Raw genomic sequence first — 21,268 nt, 5'->3', positions numbered from 1 at the left:
TCAGGAGAAATCCTGAGTTTTTTATTTTCAGAATATGTAAGAGATTAGAGAATTATTTCTGTTCTGTTATAATATTATTATCACATGTAAGGGAGATTATATAATGGATCAGTCAAAAAGTATTAATATTAAATACTCAATGTTGCAGGGGATTTACTTTGTGGGATTCTGTGCAGTTATGGGCTATGCTGCAGTATATCTAGGGTCAATTGGCATGAGCTCATCTTTAATTGGGATTGTACTTGCAATCGCAAATATTCTAACAAGCATTGCACAACCTGTACTTGGAGGATTTGTAGATAAGTCAAACATTTCTATGAAGAAAGTCTTAATGATCATGTTTGGTTTTTGTAGTATTCTATCTGTATTACTTATGTTTGCAAGTAAGGTTACATTCTTAGCTGCTGCTTTGTTTATTGCAGTCTCTACAATACTCTATACAACAATGCCTTTAGTCAATTCACTTGCTTTCGCATTCCAGAAACAGGGTATTGATGTTAAGTTTGGTGTAGCACGTGGTATTGGATCAGTGGCTTATGCTCTTGCTTCACTTGTATTAGGAAATATAGTAAAAGCAGTGAGTCCTACTTTAATGCCACTTGCTTATATTGTTATTTTCTTAGGTATTTTACCTCTTATTCACTCATTTAAGATGCCTGAGACAGAAATAGATGAAGTGATTGAAGAAAAAGTAGTAGAAAAAGAAAGCACAGGAACTTTTATTAAGAAGCATCTTAAATTCATGATCTTCTTAGCTGGTTTTGTATTAGTTTATTTTGATCATACAATCATTAATAATTTCTTTATCAATGTAATTAGAAACGTTGGTGGTAATACTGGAGATATGGGTAATGCAGTATTTTTGGCTGCGATGTTGGAACTACCAACAATGGCTTTATTTGAAAAGTATAAAAATAAAATCAATATCAAAAATACAATCATTATTTCCGCAATATTCTTCACACTGAAACATACTTTAACTTATTTTGCGACAAATATGTTTATGATCTATTTAGCTCAGGCAACTCAGATGCTTGCTTATGCATTATTTATTCCTGCATCTGTTTATTATGTAGATAAATTATTTGATGCAAAGGATGCAGTTAAAGGACAGGCACTCGTTACCACAAGCATGACTGTATCTGGTGTACTAGCTAGTTTCTTAGGTGGTATTTTACTAGATAGTATGGGTGTTTATGAAACATTATTTTTAGGTTTAGTATTAAGTATAGTAGGTACAATTGTGATGATTGTGACTGTTGAAAACGTAAATAAGAAGGGGGCTTGAATATGTTAGATGTTTTAAAAACAAGAAGAAGTATTAGAAAATATACAGATGAAATGCCTAGAGATGACGATCTTGAGAGAATTGTGGAGGCTGGCTTATATGCTCCTACTGGTATGGGCAGACAGGGTGTTAAGTTTGTAGTAGTAAAGAATAAAGAAATGAGAGATTATTTATCAAAGTTGAATGCTAGTGTTATGGGAAGTGATAAAGATCCTTTCTATGGTGCGCCTGTAGTGATTGTTGTTTTATCAAAGAAAGAATATCCTACATATATCTATGATGGATCACTTGCGATTGGCAATATGCTCAATGAAGCGCATGGCTTAGGACTTGGTTCTTGCTGGATTCATCGTGCGAAAGAAGTATTTGAAGGTGAAGAAGGTCAGAGACTTCTTAAAGAATGGGGTATTGAAGAAGGCTATGAAGGCATCGGAAATATTATTATAGGATTTGCGGATGGTAAGGCTCCAGAAGCAGCACCTCGTCTTGATAATCGTGTGATTACAATCGAATAATGAAAAAATCCTCCACAAGGAGGATTATTTTTTTATAGGAAACAAAGAAAGGATACCGGCTGCACCGACACCTAAACAGGCACCTGCACCTATATTATCAAAACAAACACCAATTAATAGACCTAAACTGGCCGTGATAGGTAAATAATATGCTAATTTATCATTGCCTTTTTTCGTGACAATCACCTTGACTAAAGTATAATATACCTATATGAAGATCAGATGTTTATTCAGGAAATAATGTCTTAAGAATATCCTCTAATCCATTTTTATCAATAGGTTTACAGATAATATCGGCTTGTGCCTTTAATTCATCTACGGCATTACCCATAGCTACACCTATCTGACATAATTGAATCATTTCAATATCATTAAGACCATCACCAAATGCATAGGTATCTTTGATATCTAAACCATAATGTTCGAGAACTTTCTTAATACCGATAGCTTTGCTCATTTTAGGAGAAAAGAACTCAAATGAATTATCACTGCCATGCTGATCAAAACTGATAGTAGTACCAAACTTGCCATCTAAATAGTCGCTTACTCTCTGCTTGTCTTTATTTGTGACATTGGCTTCTATCTTAATGGCACGTTTTAAGACATCATTACGGTCAAAATCCATAGAGAACATTTCTTCCATGCCGAGGTTCTTAAAGAACGTATAAAGCTCTTTATAACGTTTATCAATATAAATATGATGTGCTGTTTCAATCATATAATCACAATTCAGTTCTTCAAGCATATCAACTGTCTGAGTCGCAAGTTCTGTATCCATTCTCTCTTCAAAGATAGATTCACCATCAATCTCGATATAACCACCGTTATATAAGACATAACCATCAAACCCCAAATCAAGGAACTGCTGGTTGATCATGGCTTTAGGACGACCACTGCAGATAAAAAGCTTATGCCCATCATTTTGAATTCTTTTAAGTTCTCTTTTTACACCTTCAGGTACATCATAAACTCCATAAGTGTTATCTACAAGCGTACCATCAATATCAAAAAATAATACTTTCTCTTTCATATGTTTCTACTTTACCTCTGGTCTTAATATTTCTACAAACTTAAACTCATTGTTGTCATATGTATAATGAAGAATACAGCAATTAGTAAATCCTCCAGAGTTAAAAATAATGTTTGGGTCATTAAATGCACTAAAGAATTGCATAGAAGCACCGCCATGACTTACTGCAAGAACCACTTCATGGTTTTCTTTATTCATGATTTCAGTTAATGTTTTTACAACTCTATGTTGTACTTGTTTGGCTGTTTCGCCACCATAATGGGGAAATAAGTCATCATATTTAAAATCATCAAAATGAGGATTTAAATCTTCACTTTCTCCTTCAAATAATCCAAAATCTCTTTCCTTAAGACCTTTTACTCTTGTATAAGGTACTTGGCCGTCTGTTACTATTTCTAATGTATCAGATGCTCTTTCAGCCGTACTAGAGTAGTAATGATCAAAAGGAATGTCCTTGATTAACTCTTTTGCAGCTTCTGCCTGCTTAATACCTAGTTCAGTAAGTGGAGAATCACATGATCCCTGAATCCTTCTTCTAACATTAAATAGAGTCTGTCCATGACGCATCATATATAAATGTTTCATAATAAATTTCCTCCTGTATTTATGCGGTTTTTTAGGGGTTTAAAACACTATAAAGCCTTAAACTAGTAACAAATCAGTAATAAGAAAAAAGCCGTTGAACATGTTTTAACCGTTAACGTAATAAGTATATCATAATATAACAAAAAAGCCGATTGAAGTCGGCTCTTTTATGTAAGAAGATTTATAATTTATGTAAAAAAGAAGTCCTGACTCCCCACAAAATTAAAGCCCCTTTTCTTTTATGGATTCATCATAAGTTATAACTACAACTCCATCTTAAAAGATATACTTTCGTTTTCTTGTGTATTATTATATAAGTTATAAAAATATCATTTCGTTATTCGCAAAACTAATCGATGTAGAGATTATTTAGAAATGGTAATAGATATTTTAAATAAAATAAACTGACATTTAATTATGAAAGTACACAAATAATACACTTTTCTTTGTTATGATAGTGCAATAGATGAGGAGTGGTGGATATGAATGAATTAAAAGGCCTCTCACAACAAGAGGTAAAAGAAAGAATAGAACAGGGACAGGTGAACTATACAGGTCAGTCTATCTCTAAAACTAAAAAGGAAATTGTGAAGCAGCATACACTTACATATTTCAACTTTTTAAATATATTTTTAGCTGTTTTGATTATGATTTCAGGACAGTTGCAGAATCTAACGTTTATTGGTGTTATGGTAGCTAATACAATATTAGGTATCATTCAGGAATTCAAGGTTAAGAAAACTATTGATAAGCTAAGTGTTGTTACAGTGGAAAAAGTTAAAACACTTCGTGATGGTCAGCTGATTGATGTTCCTGTAGAAGAGCTTGTTATGGATGATATTATTTTCTTACAAGCTGGTAATCAGATTGGCACAGACTGCCAGGTTGTAGAAAATCATGCATTAGAAATCAATGAATCTCTTTTGACCGGGGAATCAGTAGCTGTTAAAAAGAAGGAGAATGATGAAATCTATGCAGGAACCTTCGTCGTGGCAGGAAGTGGTTATGCAAAAGTAATCCGTGTAGGGAATGCGAACTATTCTACAAAGCTAGTGAACCAAGCTAAACATAAGAATCTTGCATCTAGTGAGATGAGAGATTCTATTGAGAAGATTATCAAGGTTATGAGTATTATTATTGTACCTGTAGGTATACTACTTTTTAGAGCACAATATAAAGCCATGCCGAATGATTTTAATACAGCCCTTGTTAAAACGGTAGGCGGTGTTATAGGCATGATTCCTGAAGGACTTGTCCTTCTTACTTCTTTATCTTTTGTATTAGGTGTTGGTCGTCTTGCAAAAAAGAAAGCTCTTGTTCAACAGATGGAATCTATTGAAGCATTAAGCAGAGTAGATGTACTATGTCTTGATAAAACAGGGACTATTACAACAGGTGAACTTAAAGTTAAACATATTGTTCCTATTAGTGATCAATATACGCGTGAGATGATTTGTGATATTATGGGTTCATTTGCTTTCTTAGTAGATGATATCAACCCAACTCAGAAAGCTTTAATGAATTACTTCACTAAAAATGATAAATATCATAAGAAATCAGAAGTACCATTTTCTTCAGAACGTAAATATCGTGCCATTACTTTTGATGATGATCGTTCTTTTGTATTAGGTGCTCCTGAATTCTTGACTGATAATAAAGAAATCTTAGATCAGGTCAGTGGTTATTCTGAATTTGGATTACGTGTATTACTGTTAGGAGAAGCAGATTATTTAGAAGAGGGACATTATCATTCTCTTATTCCAGTTTGTCTTATTACTATTAGTGATATCATTAAAGAAGATGCACATGATACATTTGATTATTTCAAATCTCAGGGTGTTTCTATTAAAGTCCTTTCAGGAGATAACCCTCTTACAGTTTCTCGTGTATGTACCCTTGCAGGGCTTGATAACGCAACTAATTATATGGATGCTTCGACTCTCCCTGATACTGTAGATGAAATGAAACAAGTATTAGGAGAAACATGTGTCTTTGGACGTGTTAAACCAGAACAGAAACAATTGATTATCAAAGCTTTCCAGGAAAATGGTCATGTTGTTGGTATGGTGGGTGATGGTGTCAATGATGTACTTGCAATTAAGGATGCAGATTGTGGTATTGCGATGGCCAATGGCGCAGATGCGGCTAAGCAGGCAGCGCATATTGTATTATTAGATTCTAACTTCAGTTCAATGAAGGAAATTGTAAACGAAGGTCGTGTCATCATTGCGAATATTGAAAAGGTCAGCTCACTCTATCTAACTAAGACTATTTATTCTACAATTCTTAGTCTGATCTTTGGATTCTTCTGCTTAACTTATCCATTTACGCCTTTCCAGCTCTCTTTGGTAAGTGGTATGGCAATTGGATTACCATCATTCATTATTACTCTTGAACACGATACAACAATGAGTTCTAAGGGCTTCTTAACACATGTGATTCATACAGCACTTCCATGTGCTTTAAGTGTTGTAGTGCTTGTACTGTTTAATTTTTTATTAAAGTGGGTGTTCTTCTTAAATGCGAAATACTTTTCTACATATAGTTTCTTAGTGACTATATTTATTAGTTTTATTGTATTATTTAAGGTTTCTAAACCACTCAATTTTTTAAGAAAGTTTAATATTGGTTTAAATATCCTACTTACTATTGGCTGTCTTTATGCAATTCCAACCTATTTTTATATGTATCCTATTACGGACTTACGTGTTATTATAGTAGTAGCTTTTGAATGTGTTGTTGCTTATTATTTAGTCGCACTTATTACAAAAGCATTAGATAACATAACTGAATATAGACGTTGGAAGAGGGAGAAGCATGGATAAAAAATATTTTTTCTTTGATATTGATGGCACTTTGACAGATATTAAAACAGGTATTCCTGTACCTAGTGCATTAGAAACAATTAAAAAATTACAGGACAAAGGACATTTTGTCGCAATTGCGACAGGGCGTGCTTATTATAAAACAAAAGATACTGCTAAGATGCTTGGTATTCATAATCTTGTATCTAATGGAGGGGCAGCACTTATTTATAATGACGAGTTAGTGACAAATAGTCCGTTAGACAGAGAAAAGGCTCTTGCGCTTATTCATGAAGCAGATGAAAAAGGCTTTGGAATATTAATTGCTGTTAATGATAGTATTGATGTCGTGATGAAGGATGAACGCTTTATTGAACAGGTAGGAGAAAGACAGGAACCAACCCGTTATATTCTTGATAAGTCATTGAACTATGATGATTTGAAGGATATCTATAAGATTTATATTGCGATTCCAGAAGACAAAGAAGAAGAACTTACTCTAAGAGATACAGTGGGTCATATCCGCTTTGTACCGCCTTATCTCACTTATCAGCATGATGCAAAAGAAAAAGGTATCATTAAGATGATGGAGTATTTAAAGGCTGATATTAAAGATGTTGTTGTTTTTGGTGATGGTGAGAATGATCTTGTTATGTTTAAGAAGGAATGGACATCTATTGCGATGGGTAATGGTGTAGAAGACTTAAAGAAAAAAGCAGATTTTGTCACAAAAGATTCTACAGATGATGGTATAGAATATGCATGTCGTCATTTTGGATGGATTGATTAAGAAGGAGTAATCCTTCTTTTTTTATATATAACACAAATACATGTATAGATAATTATAAAACAACTAAATAAACTTATGATATTAATAAGAATACTTGTATACAATCTATGAATAATGTGATAGAATAGATTCAACCTTCAAAAAGGAGTTGATGATATGGATCAGAATATAAAAGATTGTTTTAAAAAATCTTTAGATGAGACAGCTATCCCTGGTGAACTTTATAAGAAGTATTCTGTAAAGAAAGGCTTACGTAATGAAGATGGTACTGGTGTATTAGTTGGTTTGACAAATATATCAGATGTAGTGGGATACAAGAAGGTTGATGGTGAAAAAGTTGATGACTATGGTACATTGTATTATCGTGGTATCAATGTGAAAGACATTGTGGAAAATGGAAAAGGACGCCGTTTCCTCTATGAAGAAGTGTGCTTCTTGATTCTATTTGGCTATTTACCAAATAGAGAGGAATTGGAGCATTTTAAGAAGATGATTAGTGATCATTATACCTTGCCTGAAAGATACCTAGAATTAAATATTTTGGGCTATCCAGAGAAGAATCTCATGAACAAGCTACAAAGAGAAGTATTGATGCTTTATAGCTATGATGATGATCCAGACAATGTAGGCGTATTAGAAACATTATATAAGGGAATTGATTTGATTGCGAAGATTCCTGTTATTGTTAGCTATACATATCAATCAAAGGTCCATCATTTTGATAAGGGATCTATGATTATTCATCATCAGAATTATGATTATTCTATTGCTGAACAGATTTTATATTTATTAAGAAGAGATGGTACATTCTCAAATAAGGAAGCAGAAGTACTTAATACTGCACTTATTCTACATGCAGACCATGGTGGAGGTAATAACTCTACATTCACAAATGTTGTTATATCTTCTACTGGTACAGATATCTATTCAGCTATTTCTGGTGCTATTGGTTCTTTAAAAGGTCCAAAACATGGTGGGGCAAATTTAGCTGTTAAGAAGCAGATGGAACTTGTTATTAACGAAATTGGTATACAAGCTTCAGAACTTCGTATTAGACAGATAGTCCAGGATATCTTAGATGGGGACTTTAATGATCATACAGGACTTATTTATGGTATTGGACATGCCGTTTATACACTAAGTGATCCACGCAGTGAAATCTTAGCAAAACAATGTGAAGAACTATCATACGAAAAATTTAGACATGATGAATATGAATTCTATAGAAAATTCTCAGCTATTGCGATTGATGAAATCTATAAAAGAAAAGGAATTCATGTTTGTACGAATGTCGATTTCTATAGTGGTTTAGTATATGATATGCTTGGTATTCCTGAAGATCTCTATACATTACTCTTTGTAATTGGTAGAACAGTTGGATGGGTTGCTCATAATATTGAATCTAAGCTTTATAGTGGACGAATTGTTAGACCTGCCACTAAATTTGTGGGAGAACTTAAAGAATATAAAAATATCGAAGATAGATAGGGAAAGTGCGACTAAAATCGCATTTTTTCTTTTGATTTCAATAAAAACACTACACTTTTGAACCAATAAATGTTATTATCTTTACAAGGATGTTGTCCTCTTAAGGAGAAATATATGATTGTTTCCTATTTATTGACAATATGTGGTTCTTTAATCATAATTATTGGAGCTGCTGTATTTATTATTGGAAAACACAGCAAATAAAGTACTCCGGCTTAATTTTAAAATTAAGTCGGAGTTTTTAGCTGCTTAGTATTTAAGTTTTCACCTATTGCTAGTCAATCCTTATTCTTATTGCGTGTCTACTTCGCCTCTATCGTATAGACTACTTGTAGCCACAACGTTACTTTTAGACAGTATATTTAATGCGTCATTAACATCTGCATTTAGTACATTCTCATCAGCTGTTCTATACTGTCCACGATGTATTCTCTTACCATTGAAATGATATTTTATCACTGTTATAGATTGGTATTGCATCCTTATCCCCGAATCAAGCCTATGAGGTGTACGATTCTTCCGGCATTACAAATATGATGCCATTTGATTTACAGAGATATTCAAGTTTATCTTGAAGCATCTCATATGGGATATCAACAAAACTCTGATTATTACTTTTACCTATATTGAAATCCTTCTGAAATGTTTCGTTATAGCCCGCAACAAGTATTCCTATATCATTATCAAGACAATAATTAATCACAATGCGTGCAGTTTTGTTCATGTAGTTATTGATTCTATTGTTGCGCTTACGTGTTATTGTCTTTTGGGCATTTTATTGACATAGTTCTGTTTTTCCCTGATGGACTCTAATCGTGCATTCTCCTGTCAATTTAGGAAAAGAGTTTCCTATACTTTTATTCTAGATCACTCAATTATAAGCACTAAAAAAAGCGCCGAAGCGCTTTTTGATTATTTTACTTTATGAATCCAGTTGAACTTATCTGGAAGCTTACCCCATTGGATACCTGTTAAAGTATCATATAATTTCTGAGTTAATTCACCAGTCTTGAAGTCATTGATAAGAACTTCTTCACCCTTATAACATAATTCACCAACTGGAGAAATAACTGCTGCAGTACCTGTACCCCAAGCTTCTTTTAAAGCACCAGTACGTCCTGCTTCCATTAATTCATCAACACTTAGATGACGTTCTTCTACTTTATAGCCCCAGTCACGAAGAATTGTTAACATTGAATCTCTTGTAACACCTGGAAGTACTGAACCTTCAAGAGGTGCAGTGACTACTGTATCGTTGATTAAGAACATGATGTTCATAGAACCAACTTCTTCAACATACTTTCTTTCCTGACCATCTAGCCATAATACCTGAGTATAACCATGTTCTTCTGCTTTAACCTGAGCAGCAAGTGAACCAGCATAGTTACCACCACATTTAGTGAAACCAGTACCACCCTTTACAGCTCTTACAAATTCATCTTCGATCCAGATCTTAACTGGTGCAACACCTTCAGGATAGTAATTTCCTACTGGTGTTAAGATAATAACGAATTTATATTTATTTGCTGGATGAACACCAACACCTGGTTCAGTTGCAAACATGAATGGACGAATATATAAAGAAGTTTCAGGTGCAGTAGGAATCCAATCCTGTTCATACTTAACAAGAGTTTCTACTGCTTCTACGAAGTCTTCTTCTGGTAATTCAGCCATACATAAACGTTTGTTTGAGTTTCTCATACGTTTCGCATTCATTTCTGGACGGAATAACTGAACATTTCCTTCAGGATCACGATAAGCCTTTAATCCTTCAAAAGTTTCCTGTGCATAGTGAAGAACCATAGTGGCTGGATCCATCTGAATTGGAGCATATGGTACAATACGTGCATCATGCCATCCTTTTTCAGAATCCCAATCATATACAAACATATGATCTGTAAAATATTTACCGAAGCCAAGATTTGACTGATCTGGCTTTTCTTTAAGAGTCTTTGCTCTTTCTACTTTGATTTCCATTATTAAAATCCCCCTTTAGAATTGTTCTCATTATAGTACTATCATTTGCTAGATGCAATACAAAATGAGGAAATAATACAAAAGAATTTATATAATTTATGGAAAACAGAAAAATATCACTAAATCACTTTAACCTGCAAACTCTTTTCTAATACTGTAAGAGCGGCTTTTTCTAGGTTTTCATCAAAAGAAGCACATCCTTTTGTATCTACTTCAATTAAAGCTTCAGGAAGCGCACTCTTAATCATAATACAATTAGAAATGACACAAATATCAGTCACTACTCCTACAACTCTCACTTCTTCGTAAGCTGTATCCTTTAATAAGTTCGCAAGCATTAAAGATGGGAAAGTATTTTTTTCAATCACTGTATGATTTCTACTTAAAGACTGCAATTCTCCATAAAGTTCATGTCCTTTTGTCTGCGATATACAGTGAGGAACAGGTAAATTCTTACCTTCCTGTGTTTCTAGATAGTTATTAAAGTGTGTATCTTTAGTAAACCAGACCTCTTCACCTTCTTCTTCATATTTCTTTACTAATGAAATGATATAAGGGGCGATCTTGGTTGCTTTTTCAAATCCAAGTGCACCATCCACAAAATCATTCTGATAATCTACAACAACCAGTAGTTTCTTGCTCATGATTAAACCTCCTTTTTTATTTATTATAAACCACTTTCATATGTTATAATAGGGGACAGAGAGGTGTTTTTTATGGATAAGAATTTATTAGGTATGTATGATTTGAAAATTGAAAGATTAAAGAAAGCATTAGAAAGAAATAACATGACTTGTGAAGTGCTTAATACTGAAGAAGAACTTCATGATTATTTCAAGACAATTTTCAAGGACCAAAAGGTAGTGGCAGTAGGCGGTTCTATGTCACTTGATGAAATGCATGTATTGGATTTAGTACGTGCAAGTGATGTGAAGTTTCTTGATCGTTATGCTAAAGGATTAACTAAAGAAGAAATCAACGCAATACATCATGAAGCATTTAATGCGGATATTTATTTAACGAGTACCAATGCAATGACAACAGATGGCTGCTTATATAATATCGATGGCAATGGTAATAGAGTGGCCGCAATGATCTATGGACCTAAGGATGTTTATGTCGTTGCTGGTGTCAATAAGATCTTTGAAACAGAGGAAGAAGCCATTGATCATATTAAGAACGTGTCAGCACCAGCAAATGCAATCAGATTAAACCGTCAAACAGGCTGTGCTGTTGCTGGTAAGTGTGTCAATTGTATGTCAGATCAAAGAATCTGTGCATCTTATGTCAAACTTGCACGCCAGGGAAACAAGGATAGAATCCATGTAATTATTATGAGACAGGAGTTAGGTTATTAATATGAAAGCAGGAATACTATGTCCTATCTCTGCACTACCATCATCTTATGGTGTAGGAGATTTTGGAAAGAACGCATATAGATTTGTAGATCAGCTAAAGAAATCAGATATAAAGATCTGGCAGATCTTACCACTTAATCCTTTAGCATATGGTAATTCGCCTTATCAGCCTTATTCATCTTATGCCGGTGATGAACTTTATATTGATTTAGAAGACTTAGTTAAAGATGGATTACTTGAAAAAAGAGAACTAAAAACATTTAATAAACAGGCTGAAACAGTGGAATATGAAGCTGTGCGTGCACATAAAGAAAACTTATTAAGACTCGCTTATAAAAGATTTGAATTTAATGATGATTTTAAGCAGTTTGTGGAAGACAATAAATGGGTTGAGGGTTATGCATTATTTCGTACCTTTAAATTGACAAATGAGGGAAAGCCATGGACAGAGTGGCATGAGGAATATAAGAAGTTCCCTAAACATCAGTCTTTTGAATTATTACCTTTTGAGAAAGAAATCAATTATCAGGAGTTCTTGCAGTACTATTTCTTTAAACAGTGGTATGCATTAAAGAAATATGCGAATGATCAGGGTATTATGATTATAGGGGATATGCCTATTTATGTAGGATTAGATAGTGCTGATTGCTGGTTAGATCAGGAAGACTTCTTATTAAAGGAAGATGGCACACCTTCATTTGTAGCAGGTGTACCACCTGATTATTTTAGTGAATTTGGACAGAGATGGGGTAACCCTATCTATGACTGGGATCATCTAGAAAAGACAAATTTCAAGTTCTGGATTGATAGAATTCATAGTGCAAATAAGCTTTATGATGAAGTACGTATTGATCATTTCCGTGGATTTGATACTTATTGGAAGATTCCAGCATCAGAACCTACTGCAGTAGTAGGGGAATGGGTTGAAGCACCAGGCTATGCACTATTTGACAAATTATTTGAAGAATATCCAGATACACATATTCTTGCTGAAGATCTAGGATTATTAAGAGATGAAGTATATGAATTAAGAGATCATTATAATTTCAAGGGAATGTATATCTTCCAGTTCCATTACAAGGATGAATTTGATTTTGATAAGGTCGTTGTATATAGCGGTACACATGATAATGATACATTAATGGGATGGTATAGTAATCTTGATGAAGATACAGTAAAGGAAGTGGATTTACTTCTTGAAGGTTATAAAGAACGTAAGAAACATCGTCAAATGATTCATTACTGTATGGATCTTCCTGCCGAGTCTGTCATTATTCCTGTATGGGATCTTCTAGGAGAACCAGAAACATCACGCTTTAATACTCCAGGTACAATTGGATCTCCTAACTGGGAATGGAAGATGTCTCGCTTTGCAGAATTAAATAAGGAAATGAAATTCATGAAGAAAATCATTCATGATACGAATCGAGATGAAACTCTATGAAAAGAGCTCTTGTATTAAGTGGTGGAGGATCAAAAGGAGCCTATGAAGCAGGTTTCTTACTTGCTGCAAAAGAATTAAACCAACATTTTGATATTGTGACAGGAACTTCTATTGGTGCTCTTAATGGTGCGTTAGTCGCTATGGGAGACTATGAAGGATTAGAGTATACATGGAATATATTAGATATGGATCATGTCTTTAATAATGCCCCTGATTTAACGGATTTAAGAGATGACTTTATGACAACTTCTTTATTTAATAAGGAAGAGGGAAGTAATTTGTCTGAACTTAAAGAATCCATTGCCCAGCAGACATCTTTAGCTCAGTCTTTTTTAAGATATTATTTCAAAAACAAAGGGGCAGACAATACACCTTTTGTAGAACACTGCCGCGGACTGATGGATGAAGAACGTCTATTGTCTTCACCTATTGATTTTGGTATATGTACAGTTCAGTTTCCAAGTATGAAAGCATGTTATAAGACTAAATCAGAAATGGAAAGAGGACATATGCTTGATTATTTACTTGCAAGTAGTGCCTGCTTTCCTGTCTTTCCAATGACAGTAATAAATGGTAATAAATATATTGATGGAGGATTTAGTGATAATCTTCCTATTGATCTTGCCTTAGATATGGGTGCAGATGAAATAGTCGTAGTGGATATGCATCTTATTCCAGTTCATCCACAATATATCAATCGTCCTTCTATTCTTTATTCATGTCCACCAGTTGATTTAGGTGGTTTTATGGACTTTAATAAGGATGTACTAGAAAGAAATAAGCGTTTGGGCTACTTAATGGCTTATAAGCTATTTGGAAATTATGAAGGCAATCAGTATACTTTTCTTCCTTCAAATCAGACAGTATTTCATGATTACTATAAACAATTATTGATGATGGAAAAAGAAATGAGAGGATTCTTTAATAGTAATTCTTCAGAACTGACATCTTTATTATTAGAAGCCAATCATCAAATGATCTTAAATCTCAAAGATTATACATATATTACATTAGATTTTATTGGAGAATTAATGGGCTTTGATGATTTAAAGGTTTACGCGTTTGAAGAATACAAGAATATGATTCGTCATGCATTTGAGAAATATATGGAGAAGGATTATTTCCCTCAGGAACTAAGTCTGACAAGGGTCAATCTATCTTTCTTACAAAATCATCTCAACAGAGAATCTATTGTGGGATTCTTTCTACATCAAATGAAATACAAGGAAGCAATGGATATGAAGTCATATTATACGTTCTGTAAAAAGGAACTAATGATGGCTTCACTCATTTATTTATTAATAGGAGGTTTAACAGATGAACATCATTAAAAGGAAATGCCAGAAAGAAGATATAAAAGAAGTTATTTCTCTTTTTAATGAAGTGATTGAAACAGGACTTTATCTTGAAGAAGACACGCCTGTTCTTGATGATTTTATTGAATCATCATCATATTGTGGTGTGATGCTTGATGATCATCTATTAGTAGGTGCTTATTTGATTAAATCTTTAGGAACAGGACATTGTAAGCATATTGCAACTTGTTCTTATGCAATTAAAGCTGACTATAAGAAAGAACTAGATAGTCTGATTAAAGACTCTTTGGAACAGGCATTTAAAGCTGGATATGCAATTATGCAATTAAATACAGTTACAAAAACATTAAAGGCAGTTTTAGATACAGTAGGCTTTAAGAGTTTAGGAATGATTCGTGATGGCTTTAAAACGTCTAAAGGTGATTATGAGAACACTTATGTTTTATATCGTACTCTAGATGAATCTGTTTTAGAATGTAAGGAAAAACAGGACCCTATGTCTATTGAAATCAGTCATATCTCAAAGAAGATTCAAAATAGAGGAATTTATTGGATTGTATCAGAAGTCAAACATTATCGTATACAAACAAAAAGAGAATACTCTACCTTTGATTATCGTGATCTTCATTATCAATCAGAAGAAGATATTAAAAAATTTGTAGAAAATATTTTCCATAAGTATTATATTGAGAATGAAAAAAATCATGATACTGTGCATGTTTTATCCGTTCATACATCTAAGGATGATGCAGTAGCTGAATGGATCAAAAGAGATGATCTAGAATTACAGAAGCAGATGACAAGCATGCATAGTTTTTCAAAGGGAGTTAAATAATGAAGGGACTGAATTATAAAAGAATTGGAATTTATCTTCTTGGATTAGTGATTTTAGGCTGTGGTATTGATCTCAATACAAAGACACAATTAGGTGTGTCACCCATCATCTCTGTAGCTTATAATATCGCCTATCTCACGCATATTCCTATTGGTGTAATGACTTTTATCTATTACGTTTTACTTGTCATTATTCAATGGATTTTACTCGGTAAGAAGTTTGATTATTTTCAATTCTTACAGATTCCAGCCAGTCTTGTCACAAGCTTCTTTATTCAGCTATTCGATGGAGTTATTCCCGTCGCTTCTAGCTTTCCAGCTCGTATAGCCATGCTTATTCTTGCGATTATAATTACGGGCATTGGGGCATCGCTCACTGTAGGTATGAAAATAGTACCTAATCCTGCTGATGGCTTAGCAAGTGTTATTGGAGAAAAGTGTAATAAAGGCTTTGGTTTTGGTAAGAATCTCTTTGACGGTATTTCTATTATCATTTCACTTATTATCGGTTTTGTCTTTACAGGTGGTATTTTGGGTATTGGACTAGGAACAGTGATTTCTATGATTTTTACAGGCCGTGTGATTGCCTTGCTTGAAACAAGTATTTCTAGGCTTTATTCTTCTGTCACAGAAATAGAGTTTGTTGAATAAAGAAGATTAAAAAGGCAAATATGCTCATCTATACATATCTGCCTTTTTTTGTGTGCAAGAATGGCACTAATTCAGTCAGAGATAGTCCGACCACAGGTAATTACTGCCAAGTGTAGTGAACTACAAGACGATACTATAAAGGTTGGAGTGAAGGAAATACGTATCATACCAAAGGCAGATGTAAGTGGCGCATTAAATATCATGCGTAAAAGTAGCGTTGTGGATGTAAATATTCTATACAGTAGAGGCGAAGTGGACACGCAATAAGAATAAGGATTGCCTAGCAATAGGTGGTCAATATTTTTAAACGGATGCGTAAGCATCCTAGAAGCCTTGACTTCTAATACGGAGTATTAAGTCAAAGTAGTTCACTATTAATCCTAAATTTTGGGTAAAAGAATAGGGGATAGACCTGGCTTGGTCAATCCCCTTAATTACTATCAAAGTTAGTTTGAAATTATCATGTAAATGTAGCGCCGTATACGAGACTTGTTACATACGGTGCAATGGGAGACGCAGTAATATTGATTAATCTTAGAATTGATACTATTTCTCGTCTACCCTATTTTGATTAATTATCTAAGTCTTCACCGTTAGTTGCAATGACTTTTTTATACCAATCAAAAGATTTTTTCTTTATGCGTTTAAAAGTACCGTGACCATCATTATCTCTATCAACATAAATGAAGCCATATCTCTTTTCCATTTCACCCGTTCCATTAGAAATAAGATCTATACATCCCCAAGTTGTATATCCCATTAAATCAACACCATCTTCATCCACTGCATCTTTCATTGCTTGAATATGTTTCTTTAAGTATTCAATACGATAGTCATCTTGAATAGAACCATCTTCTTCAATCTTGTCTTTGGCCCCCAAACCATTTTCAACAATAAACAATGGCTTTTGATAACGATCATAAATTTCGTTCATAGTAATTCTTAATCCTAAGGGATCAATTTGCCATCCCCAATCACTTGTATCTAAATATGGATTAACAACTGAAGCAAAAATATTGCTTTCTGTTTGTTTTCCCTTGTCAGGATTAGCACTAGAAACACGAGATGAGTAATATGAGAAGCTAATAAAATCTACTGTATTTTCCTTTAAAATATTTACATCATTCTCTGCAAATGGTATTTCTGCATTTCTTTTTTCAATCCATTTTAAGGCATAGTTTGGGTAATAGCCTCGTGACTGCACATCAATAAACATATAACTTTCTCTATCATCACAAATTGATTTCCAATAATCTTCAGGATTACATGTTTCAGGATAATAAGAACCCGCAGCAAGCATACAACCTACCATATTTTCAGGATTTATCTCATGAGCTAATTTTGTAACTAGAGCACTTGCAACTAATTCATGATGTGCGCAGGTAATCATGGCTTGGGTTTTATTTTCACCTTCTTTAAATCTTAATCCTGCTGCTACAAATGGGAAATGAAGAATCATATTGATTTCATTAAAAGTGAGCCAGTATTTAACTAAACCATTATATCTTTCAAATAATACTTTAGCTAATTTAACAAAACAATCAATCATTTCTCTATTACGCCAGCCACCAAATTTATGAATTAAATGCATTGGGCAATCAAAATGATTAATTGTGACTAATGGTTCAATCCCATATTTTTTACATTCTTTAAAATATTTTCATAAAATAATAATCCTTTTTCGTTAGGTTCCAACTCATCACCAAGAGGGAAAATTCTTGTCCAGGCGATAGATAACCTAAAAGTTTTAAAACCCATTTCTCCCATTAACGCAATATCTTCCTTATAGTGATGGTAAAAATCAACGGTTTGATGACTTGGAAAATAATGATCATCGATTCGATCTATCCACTTTTCTCCAGTGCCAATAGCATAACGATCTGATCCATGGGGCATTAAATCTACATTGGCTAAACCACGACCATCTTCAAATATGCCACCTTCAACCTGATTCGCAGCAGTGGCACCTCCCCACAAGAATCCTTCTTTAAATCCCATATTAAGTTCCTCCTCTATATATTTTGCCACAAACAATTATAACTATCTCTATATTGTTTGGCTTCCTGCCTATAGAATAAAGGATGAGATTGAAGAAAGCAAAAAAAGTTTCCAATTTGGAAACTAGTTTTGTAATTCTAGTAATAGAATATCTATCATGTACTTAATAATATATTCACTGTATTTTTCATCGAGCAGGGGAACGATTATTTGATTTTGACATAATGTAATACTTTCATTACATGTAATAAGCCATTGATCAACATGAGATTCTTTTATACGTTTAATGACACGCTTATTATAATGGAAAGAATGCCCATTTGTACTTAGTACAATTAAGAGATCATTATCTAGAAAATGATAATCCTTGTTAAAATCAGCATCACATATAATTGTCTGAATATCATATATCTGAAGTTCTCTTTGGATATTATAACAAACAGATCTGACATCACCGTGTGCATATAAATATACTTTATTTGCTTGCTTGATATCTTGTATAAGTTTTTGAATTAACTTCAAATTAATATGATTGATCATATATTGGATATTTTGAATGAAATCTTTAGTAAAATACATTACATTTGTTTCAAAACTTTGATGTGGGTTTAAGAATTTTTTTCTTTTTGAGATTAAATCTAAATATTGAATACACGCATTTTTAAATTCTTCATAGTTTTCATAATCTAATTTTCTTATGCATTTTGATACTTGACCTTTAGAAATTAAAGATTCTTTTGAAATATCATCAATACTTAGATTTGGAATTCTATGGATATTCTTTTTAATATAGAAGCATAATTCAAGCAAAGTTGTACTTGAAGAATGACTATTTAAATAATCGTTTACTTTATCTATAATCATTGTATCAACTCCATTCATACATAGTTTATCATAAATGATCTTGAGTGACTATAAGCAGGGTACAGTGAAGCATTATCAGTATAAAAAATGATTTTGGTGAATAAAAAACACTTTAAAGGCAACGGTTACAGTATTATAATGATTATTAGGTGAATTAGGAGGATAATTGATATGGTAAATATTATGTTATGTTGTGCTGCAGGTATGTCTACAAGCTTACTTGTTGAAAAAATGAAGAAAGAAGCAGAAAAACAAGGTATTGAAGCAAATATCTGGGCAGTCGGTGCGAATGAGGCAAAAGCAAACGGCGCTAAAGCAGATGTTGTATTACTTGGCCCACAGGTAAGATATCTTGAAGCAACTGTTAAGAAGGAAGTAGCACCAACTCCTGCACAGTTAATTGATATGCGTTCATATGGTCGTATGGATGGCGCTGCAGTATTAAAGCAGGCTATGGACTTAATTGAAGCAAATAAGTAATGAAATCCGCATTTGCGGATTTTTTTGTTTTATAATGATAATAGAGGTGAGCATGATGGAAACAATATCTATTACCAATAGAGGGTCTATACATAAGTTTGTGGATGATGTATTTATTGATACAATAGAAAATATCTATGCTTTATGTGATTTGAAAATCTCTTATTATGGTGTAAGTATCGCATATAATAATACTGGTCAGTTGAAGAAATATAAGAGAGGAAAATATTACATAACTATCTATCAAATAATGAACTAGAAAGAATCAATTTCTTTTCAGTACCAGATGATTTTGTGACAGTAGCATATGATTATCTCCTCTCTATTTCTATTAACTATAAAAATAACTTTATGACAGCAACATTTGATGAAAATATAATGAATCATGAATGTATTGAAGAAATTAAAACCCTATTAGATATCTTCATGGAAAAACCCTATATGCAGGAAATATATACGATGGATAAAGAAGAAACGCCATTATTATATGCGATGGGAATTAAAAATGATTTCAAAATATTAAAAATACTTTCAAGTGAAGCAGTGAAGGAGGATTAAGTATGAATCTTCTTGTATTAGGAAATGGCTTTGATTTACTACATGGGTTGCCAACAACCTATAAGGATTTTATAGATTTTACTACGTTGTTTCGTATGTCGTTAGAAAAGAATGATATATCTCGTCGAGATTATGATTCGCGTATGATAGATTTTATTCTTCATCTTTCTCTTGAATTATCCAATGAACTAGAATCTCTTATTAAAGATAATCTTTGGCTTATTCATCTAGAAAAAGAAACAATAGGAGAGGGCTGGAAGGATTTTGAAAAAGAGATGTCTGAAGTTATTCAAAAACTTGATGCGATTAGATTAGAATGTGATACACAGTTTAAGTCAGGGCAGAAGGTTGCAAGAGTAAATGAGTATTTAGGTACATCTCTTCTTGATTTTTGGGGAGATCGTTGTTCTTTTTCCTCTATGGAGCCTATCAAAGAATTAAGAGATATCCTCACTCATGATCTCTTACGTTTGACTCGATGTCTAGAAATATATCTAGATGCATTTGTGAACCACCTAGACACTCCAAAATATCTAGAAAAACTACAAGTATTGAATATAGATAAAGTATTAAGTTTCAATTATACAAATACGTTTGAACGTCTCTATGGTAATTCAGAAGTAGAATACGATTATATTCATGGTAAAGCGAATCTTGAACATGATATAGAAACATGTGATCTTGTCTTAGGAATAGATGAATATTTGACAGGAGAACGTAAAGATCAGGATAATGAATATATTGAATTCAAGAAGTTCTACCAGCGTATCTTTAAACGTACAGGATGCCGTTATCTCACATGGCTTAAACAATCACAAGAAGAACGCCTCAATATCTATATCTTTGGCCATTCTCTAGATGTCACTGATAAAGATATCTTGAGACAGCTTATTCTTGCTCGTCATGCCCATACAACTATCTTCTATATTCATAAATCAGATTTGAAAAATCAGATTAAGAATCTTGTAAAGGTCATAGGGGAGGATGAACTGATTGAACGTGCCTATGGCTCTCATGTTACAATACATTTCAAGAAGGTATAAGAAAAGACTCCATAATTTTATTTTGGAGTCTTATTTAATATCGCTGAATAAATCAGTTGAATATATGTTGTTGTCAATTAATTCTTTAAATGAAGCTTTTACAACAGGTGCATCTTCTTTATATGTTACACCAAACCATGAATCCTGTACTTCTAATACCTTAACACTTAATTTGTTTTCTCTTAGAAGTTCACCAATATAGATAGGTAATAAATATTCATCCTTTAGTGGATCCTTGATGTTTT

20 protein-coding genes and 2 pseudogenes are annotated in these 21,268 nt (G+C 33.2%); 14 read left to right on the top strand and 8 right to left on the bottom strand.

Annotated elements, in window-relative coordinates; genetic code table 11:
* Positions 1 to 103 precede the first annotated feature (103 nt).
* A complete protein-coding gene (locus B2S90_RS09370) occupies positions 104 to 1,288 on the top strand; it encodes an MFS transporter (protein WP_278861089.1) in 1,185 nt (394 codons plus the stop codon).
* Between the two features lie 2 nt (positions 1,289 to 1,290).
* Entirely contained in the window at positions 1,291 to 1,803 is a 513-nt protein-coding gene (locus B2S90_RS09365; protein ID WP_286696951.1) for a nitroreductase, read from the top strand.
* Between the two features lie 226 nt (positions 1,804 to 2,029).
* On the opposite strand, the gene B2S90_RS09360 is transcribed toward B2S90_RS09365, so the two are convergent.
* Both B2S90_RS09360 and B2S90_RS09355 read right to left on the bottom strand, forming a co-directional pair.
* Complete coding sequence (locus B2S90_RS09360) at positions 2,030 to 2,833, bottom strand: Cof-type HAD-IIB family hydrolase (RefSeq protein WP_278779186.1); 804 nt, start codon at positions 2,831 to 2,833, stop codon at positions 2,030 to 2,032.
* A 6-nt stretch (positions 2,834 to 2,839) separates the two neighbouring features.
* Positions 2,840 to 3,418: a histidine phosphatase family protein gene (locus tag B2S90_RS09355; RefSeq protein ID WP_286696950.1), complete on the bottom strand. Its 579-nt coding sequence runs from the start codon at positions 3,416 to 3,418 to the stop codon at positions 2,840 to 2,842.
* 482 nt (positions 3,419 to 3,900) lie between these two features.
* Here B2S90_RS09355 and B2S90_RS09350 point away from each other — a divergent pair, with 482 nt between their 5' ends.
* The 3 genes from B2S90_RS09350 to B2S90_RS09340 all read left to right on the top strand — a co-directional run bounded on the left by B2S90_RS09350 (position 3,901) and on the right by B2S90_RS09340 (position 8,500).
* Complete coding sequence (locus tag B2S90_RS09350; RefSeq protein ID WP_286696949.1) at positions 3,901 to 6,243, top strand: HAD-IC family P-type ATPase; 2,343 nt, start codon at positions 3,901 to 3,903, stop codon at positions 6,241 to 6,243.
* Complete coding sequence (locus B2S90_RS09345) at positions 6,236 to 7,012, top strand: HAD-IIB family hydrolase (RefSeq protein WP_278861083.1); 777 nt, start codon at positions 6,236 to 6,238, stop codon at positions 7,010 to 7,012. Before B2S90_RS09350 ends, B2S90_RS09345 begins: the two co-directional genes overlap by 8 nt.
* A gap of 156 nt (positions 7,013 to 7,168) precedes the next feature.
* The gene (locus tag B2S90_RS09340; protein WP_147556544.1) at positions 7,169 to 8,500 is read left to right on the top strand and encodes a citrate synthase; all 1,332 of its coding nucleotides are present in this window, start codon (positions 7,169 to 7,171) and stop codon (positions 8,498 to 8,500) included.
* Between the two features lie 499 nt (positions 8,501 to 8,999).
* Here the strand turns inward: B2S90_RS09340 and B2S90_RS10940 are convergent, their stop codons facing one another.
* From B2S90_RS10940 to B2S90_RS09330, 3 genes are all read right to left on the bottom strand, one after another.
* Positions 9,000 to 9,236, bottom strand: a complete 237-nt coding sequence (locus B2S90_RS10940; protein ID WP_320803355.1) for an IS200/IS605 family accessory protein TnpB-related protein — start codon at positions 9,234 to 9,236, stop codon at positions 9,000 to 9,002.
* A 176-nt stretch (positions 9,237 to 9,412) separates the two neighbouring features.
* A complete protein-coding gene (locus B2S90_RS09335; protein WP_006507057.1) occupies positions 9,413 to 10,477 on the bottom strand; it encodes a branched-chain amino acid aminotransferase in 1,065 nt (354 codons plus the stop codon).
* A 119-nt stretch (positions 10,478 to 10,596) separates the two neighbouring features.
* Positions 10,597 to 11,121: a cysteine hydrolase family protein gene (locus B2S90_RS09330; RefSeq protein WP_279147370.1), complete on the bottom strand. Its 525-nt coding sequence runs from the start codon at positions 11,119 to 11,121 to the stop codon at positions 10,597 to 10,599.
* 72 nt (positions 11,122 to 11,193) lie between these two features.
* Here B2S90_RS09330 and B2S90_RS09325 point away from each other — a divergent pair, with 72 nt between their 5' ends.
* Genes B2S90_RS09325 through B2S90_RS09305 form a run of 5 tightly spaced genes read left to right on the top strand, consistent with a single transcriptional unit; the run spans position 11,194 to position 16,080 of the window.
* Positions 11,194 to 11,835, top strand: coding sequence for a lactate utilization protein (locus B2S90_RS09325; RefSeq protein WP_278780811.1), 642 nt, complete (start codon positions 11,194 to 11,196; stop codon positions 11,833 to 11,835).
* A 1-nt stretch (position 11,836) separates the two neighbouring features.
* Positions 11,837 to 13,279, top strand: coding sequence for a 4-alpha-glucanotransferase (gene malQ / locus B2S90_RS09320; protein WP_286696948.1), 1,443 nt, complete (start codon positions 11,837 to 11,839; stop codon positions 13,277 to 13,279).
* Positions 13,276 to 14,610: a patatin-like phospholipase family protein gene (locus B2S90_RS09315; RefSeq protein ID WP_055234127.1), complete on the top strand. Its 1,335-nt coding sequence runs from the start codon at positions 13,276 to 13,278 to the stop codon at positions 14,608 to 14,610. Before malQ ends, B2S90_RS09315 begins: the two co-directional genes overlap by 4 nt.
* Positions 14,597 to 15,430, top strand: coding sequence for a hypothetical protein (locus B2S90_RS09310; RefSeq protein WP_055234128.1), 834 nt, complete (start codon positions 14,597 to 14,599; stop codon positions 15,428 to 15,430). Before B2S90_RS09315 ends, B2S90_RS09310 begins: the two co-directional genes overlap by 14 nt.
* On the top strand, positions 15,430 to 16,080 hold the full coding sequence (locus B2S90_RS09305) for a YczE/YyaS/YitT family protein (RefSeq protein WP_286696947.1): 651 nt from the start codon (positions 15,430 to 15,432) through the stop codon (positions 16,078 to 16,080). The genes B2S90_RS09310 and B2S90_RS09305 overlap by 1 nt, the downstream gene beginning before the upstream one ends.
* A gap of 571 nt (positions 16,081 to 16,651) precedes the next feature.
* On the opposite strand, the pseudogene B2S90_RS09300 reads toward B2S90_RS09305, so the two are convergent.
* A pseudogene (locus B2S90_RS09300) lies at positions 16,652 to 18,078 on the bottom strand (6-phospho-beta-glucosidase).
* Between the two features lie 123 nt (positions 18,079 to 18,201).
* Positions 18,202 to 18,942: a MurR/RpiR family transcriptional regulator gene (locus B2S90_RS09295; RefSeq protein WP_286696946.1), complete on the bottom strand. Its 741-nt coding sequence runs from the start codon at positions 18,940 to 18,942 to the stop codon at positions 18,202 to 18,204.
* A 171-nt stretch (positions 18,943 to 19,113) separates the two neighbouring features.
* Between B2S90_RS09295 and B2S90_RS09290 the strand changes: the two genes are divergently transcribed.
* From B2S90_RS09290 to B2S90_RS09275, 4 genes are read left to right on the top strand one after another with little or no spacing between them, the layout of a single operon-like run.
* Positions 19,114 to 19,422 carry a PTS sugar transporter subunit IIB gene (locus tag B2S90_RS09290; RefSeq protein WP_022425378.1) on the top strand — a complete coding sequence of 103 codons (309 nt, stop codon included), beginning with the start codon at positions 19,114 to 19,116 and terminating at the stop codon, positions 19,420 to 19,422.
* 52 nt (positions 19,423 to 19,474) lie between these two features.
* Entirely contained in the window at positions 19,475 to 19,681 is a 207-nt protein-coding gene (locus B2S90_RS09285) for a hypothetical protein (RefSeq protein WP_278780816.1), read from the top strand.
* A 35-nt stretch (positions 19,682 to 19,716) separates the two neighbouring features.
* Positions 19,717 to 19,980: a hypothetical protein gene (locus tag B2S90_RS09280; RefSeq protein ID WP_286696945.1), complete on the top strand. Its 264-nt coding sequence runs from the start codon at positions 19,717 to 19,719 to the stop codon at positions 19,978 to 19,980.
* A gap of 2 nt (positions 19,981 to 19,982) precedes the next feature.
* A complete protein-coding gene (locus B2S90_RS09275) occupies positions 19,983 to 21,023 on the top strand; it encodes a bacteriophage abortive infection AbiH family protein (RefSeq protein ID WP_286696944.1) in 1,041 nt (346 codons plus the stop codon).
* Positions 21,024 to 21,053: 30 nt separating this feature from the next.
* Here B2S90_RS09275 and B2S90_RS09270 read toward each other — a convergent pair.
* Positions 21,054 to 21,268, bottom strand: a pseudogene (locus B2S90_RS09270) (nucleotidyltransferase); the annotation flags it as partial.

Source organism: Catenibacterium sp. UBA627, assembly GCF_002299355.1.
Taxonomy (GTDB): Bacteria; Bacillota_I; Bacilli_A; order Erysipelotrichales; family Coprobacillaceae; genus Catenibacterium; species Catenibacterium mitsuoka.
The sequence above is the reverse complement of the archived record's forward strand: the minus strand, read 5'-3'. Positions and strand labels throughout refer to the sequence as shown.

Excerpts from the sequence above, each read along its gene's own strand:
- B2S90_RS09355 (WP_286696950.1), bottom strand. The coding sequence starts at position 3,418 with ATGAAACATTTATATATGATGCGTCATGGACAGACTCTATTTAATGTT.
- B2S90_RS09360 (WP_278779186.1), bottom strand. The coding sequence starts at position 2,833 with ATGAAAGAGAAAGTATTATTTTTTGATATTGATGGTACGCTTGTAGAT.
- B2S90_RS09340 (WP_147556544.1), top strand. The coding sequence starts at position 7,169 with ATGGATCAGAATATAAAAGATTGTTTTAAAAAATCTTTAGATGAGACA.
- B2S90_RS09335 (WP_006507057.1), bottom strand. The coding sequence starts at position 10,477 with ATGGAAATCAAAGTAGAAAGAGCAAAGACTCTTAAAGAAAAGCCAGAT.
- B2S90_RS09295 (WP_286696946.1), bottom strand. The coding sequence starts at position 18,942 with ATGATTATAGATAAAGTAAACGATTATTTAAATAGTCATTCTTCAAGT.
- B2S90_RS09370 (WP_278861089.1), top strand. The coding sequence starts at position 104 with ATGGATCAGTCAAAAAGTATTAATATTAAATACTCAATGTTGCAGGGG.
- B2S90_RS09345 (WP_278861083.1), top strand. The coding sequence starts at position 6,236 with ATGGATAAAAAATATTTTTTCTTTGATATTGATGGCACTTTGACAGAT.
- B2S90_RS09305 (WP_286696947.1), top strand. The coding sequence starts at position 15,430 with ATGAAGGGACTGAATTATAAAAGAATTGGAATTTATCTTCTTGGATTA.
- B2S90_RS09365 (WP_286696951.1), top strand. The coding sequence starts at position 1,291 with ATGTTAGATGTTTTAAAAACAAGAAGAAGTATTAGAAAATATACAGAT.
- B2S90_RS09325 (WP_278780811.1), top strand. The coding sequence starts at position 11,194 with ATGGATAAGAATTTATTAGGTATGTATGATTTGAAAATTGAAAGATTA.
- B2S90_RS09330 (WP_279147370.1), bottom strand. The coding sequence starts at position 11,121 with ATGAGCAAGAAACTACTGGTTGTTGTAGATTATCAGAATGATTTTGTG.
- B2S90_RS09275 (WP_286696944.1), top strand. The coding sequence starts at position 19,983 with ATGAATCTTCTTGTATTAGGAAATGGCTTTGATTTACTACATGGGTTG.
- B2S90_RS09290 (WP_022425378.1), top strand. The coding sequence starts at position 19,114 with ATGGTAAATATTATGTTATGTTGTGCTGCAGGTATGTCTACAAGCTTA.
- B2S90_RS09315 (WP_055234127.1), top strand. The coding sequence starts at position 13,276 with ATGAAAAGAGCTCTTGTATTAAGTGGTGGAGGATCAAAAGGAGCCTAT.
- B2S90_RS09350 (WP_286696949.1), top strand. The coding sequence starts at position 3,901 with ATGAATGAATTAAAAGGCCTCTCACAACAAGAGGTAAAAGAAAGAATA.
- malQ (WP_286696948.1), top strand. The coding sequence starts at position 11,837 with ATGAAAGCAGGAATACTATGTCCTATCTCTGCACTACCATCATCTTAT.
- B2S90_RS09285 (WP_278780816.1), top strand. The coding sequence starts at position 19,475 with ATGATGGAAACAATATCTATTACCAATAGAGGGTCTATACATAAGTTT.
- B2S90_RS09310 (WP_055234128.1), top strand. The coding sequence starts at position 14,597 with ATGAACATCATTAAAAGGAAATGCCAGAAAGAAGATATAAAAGAAGTT.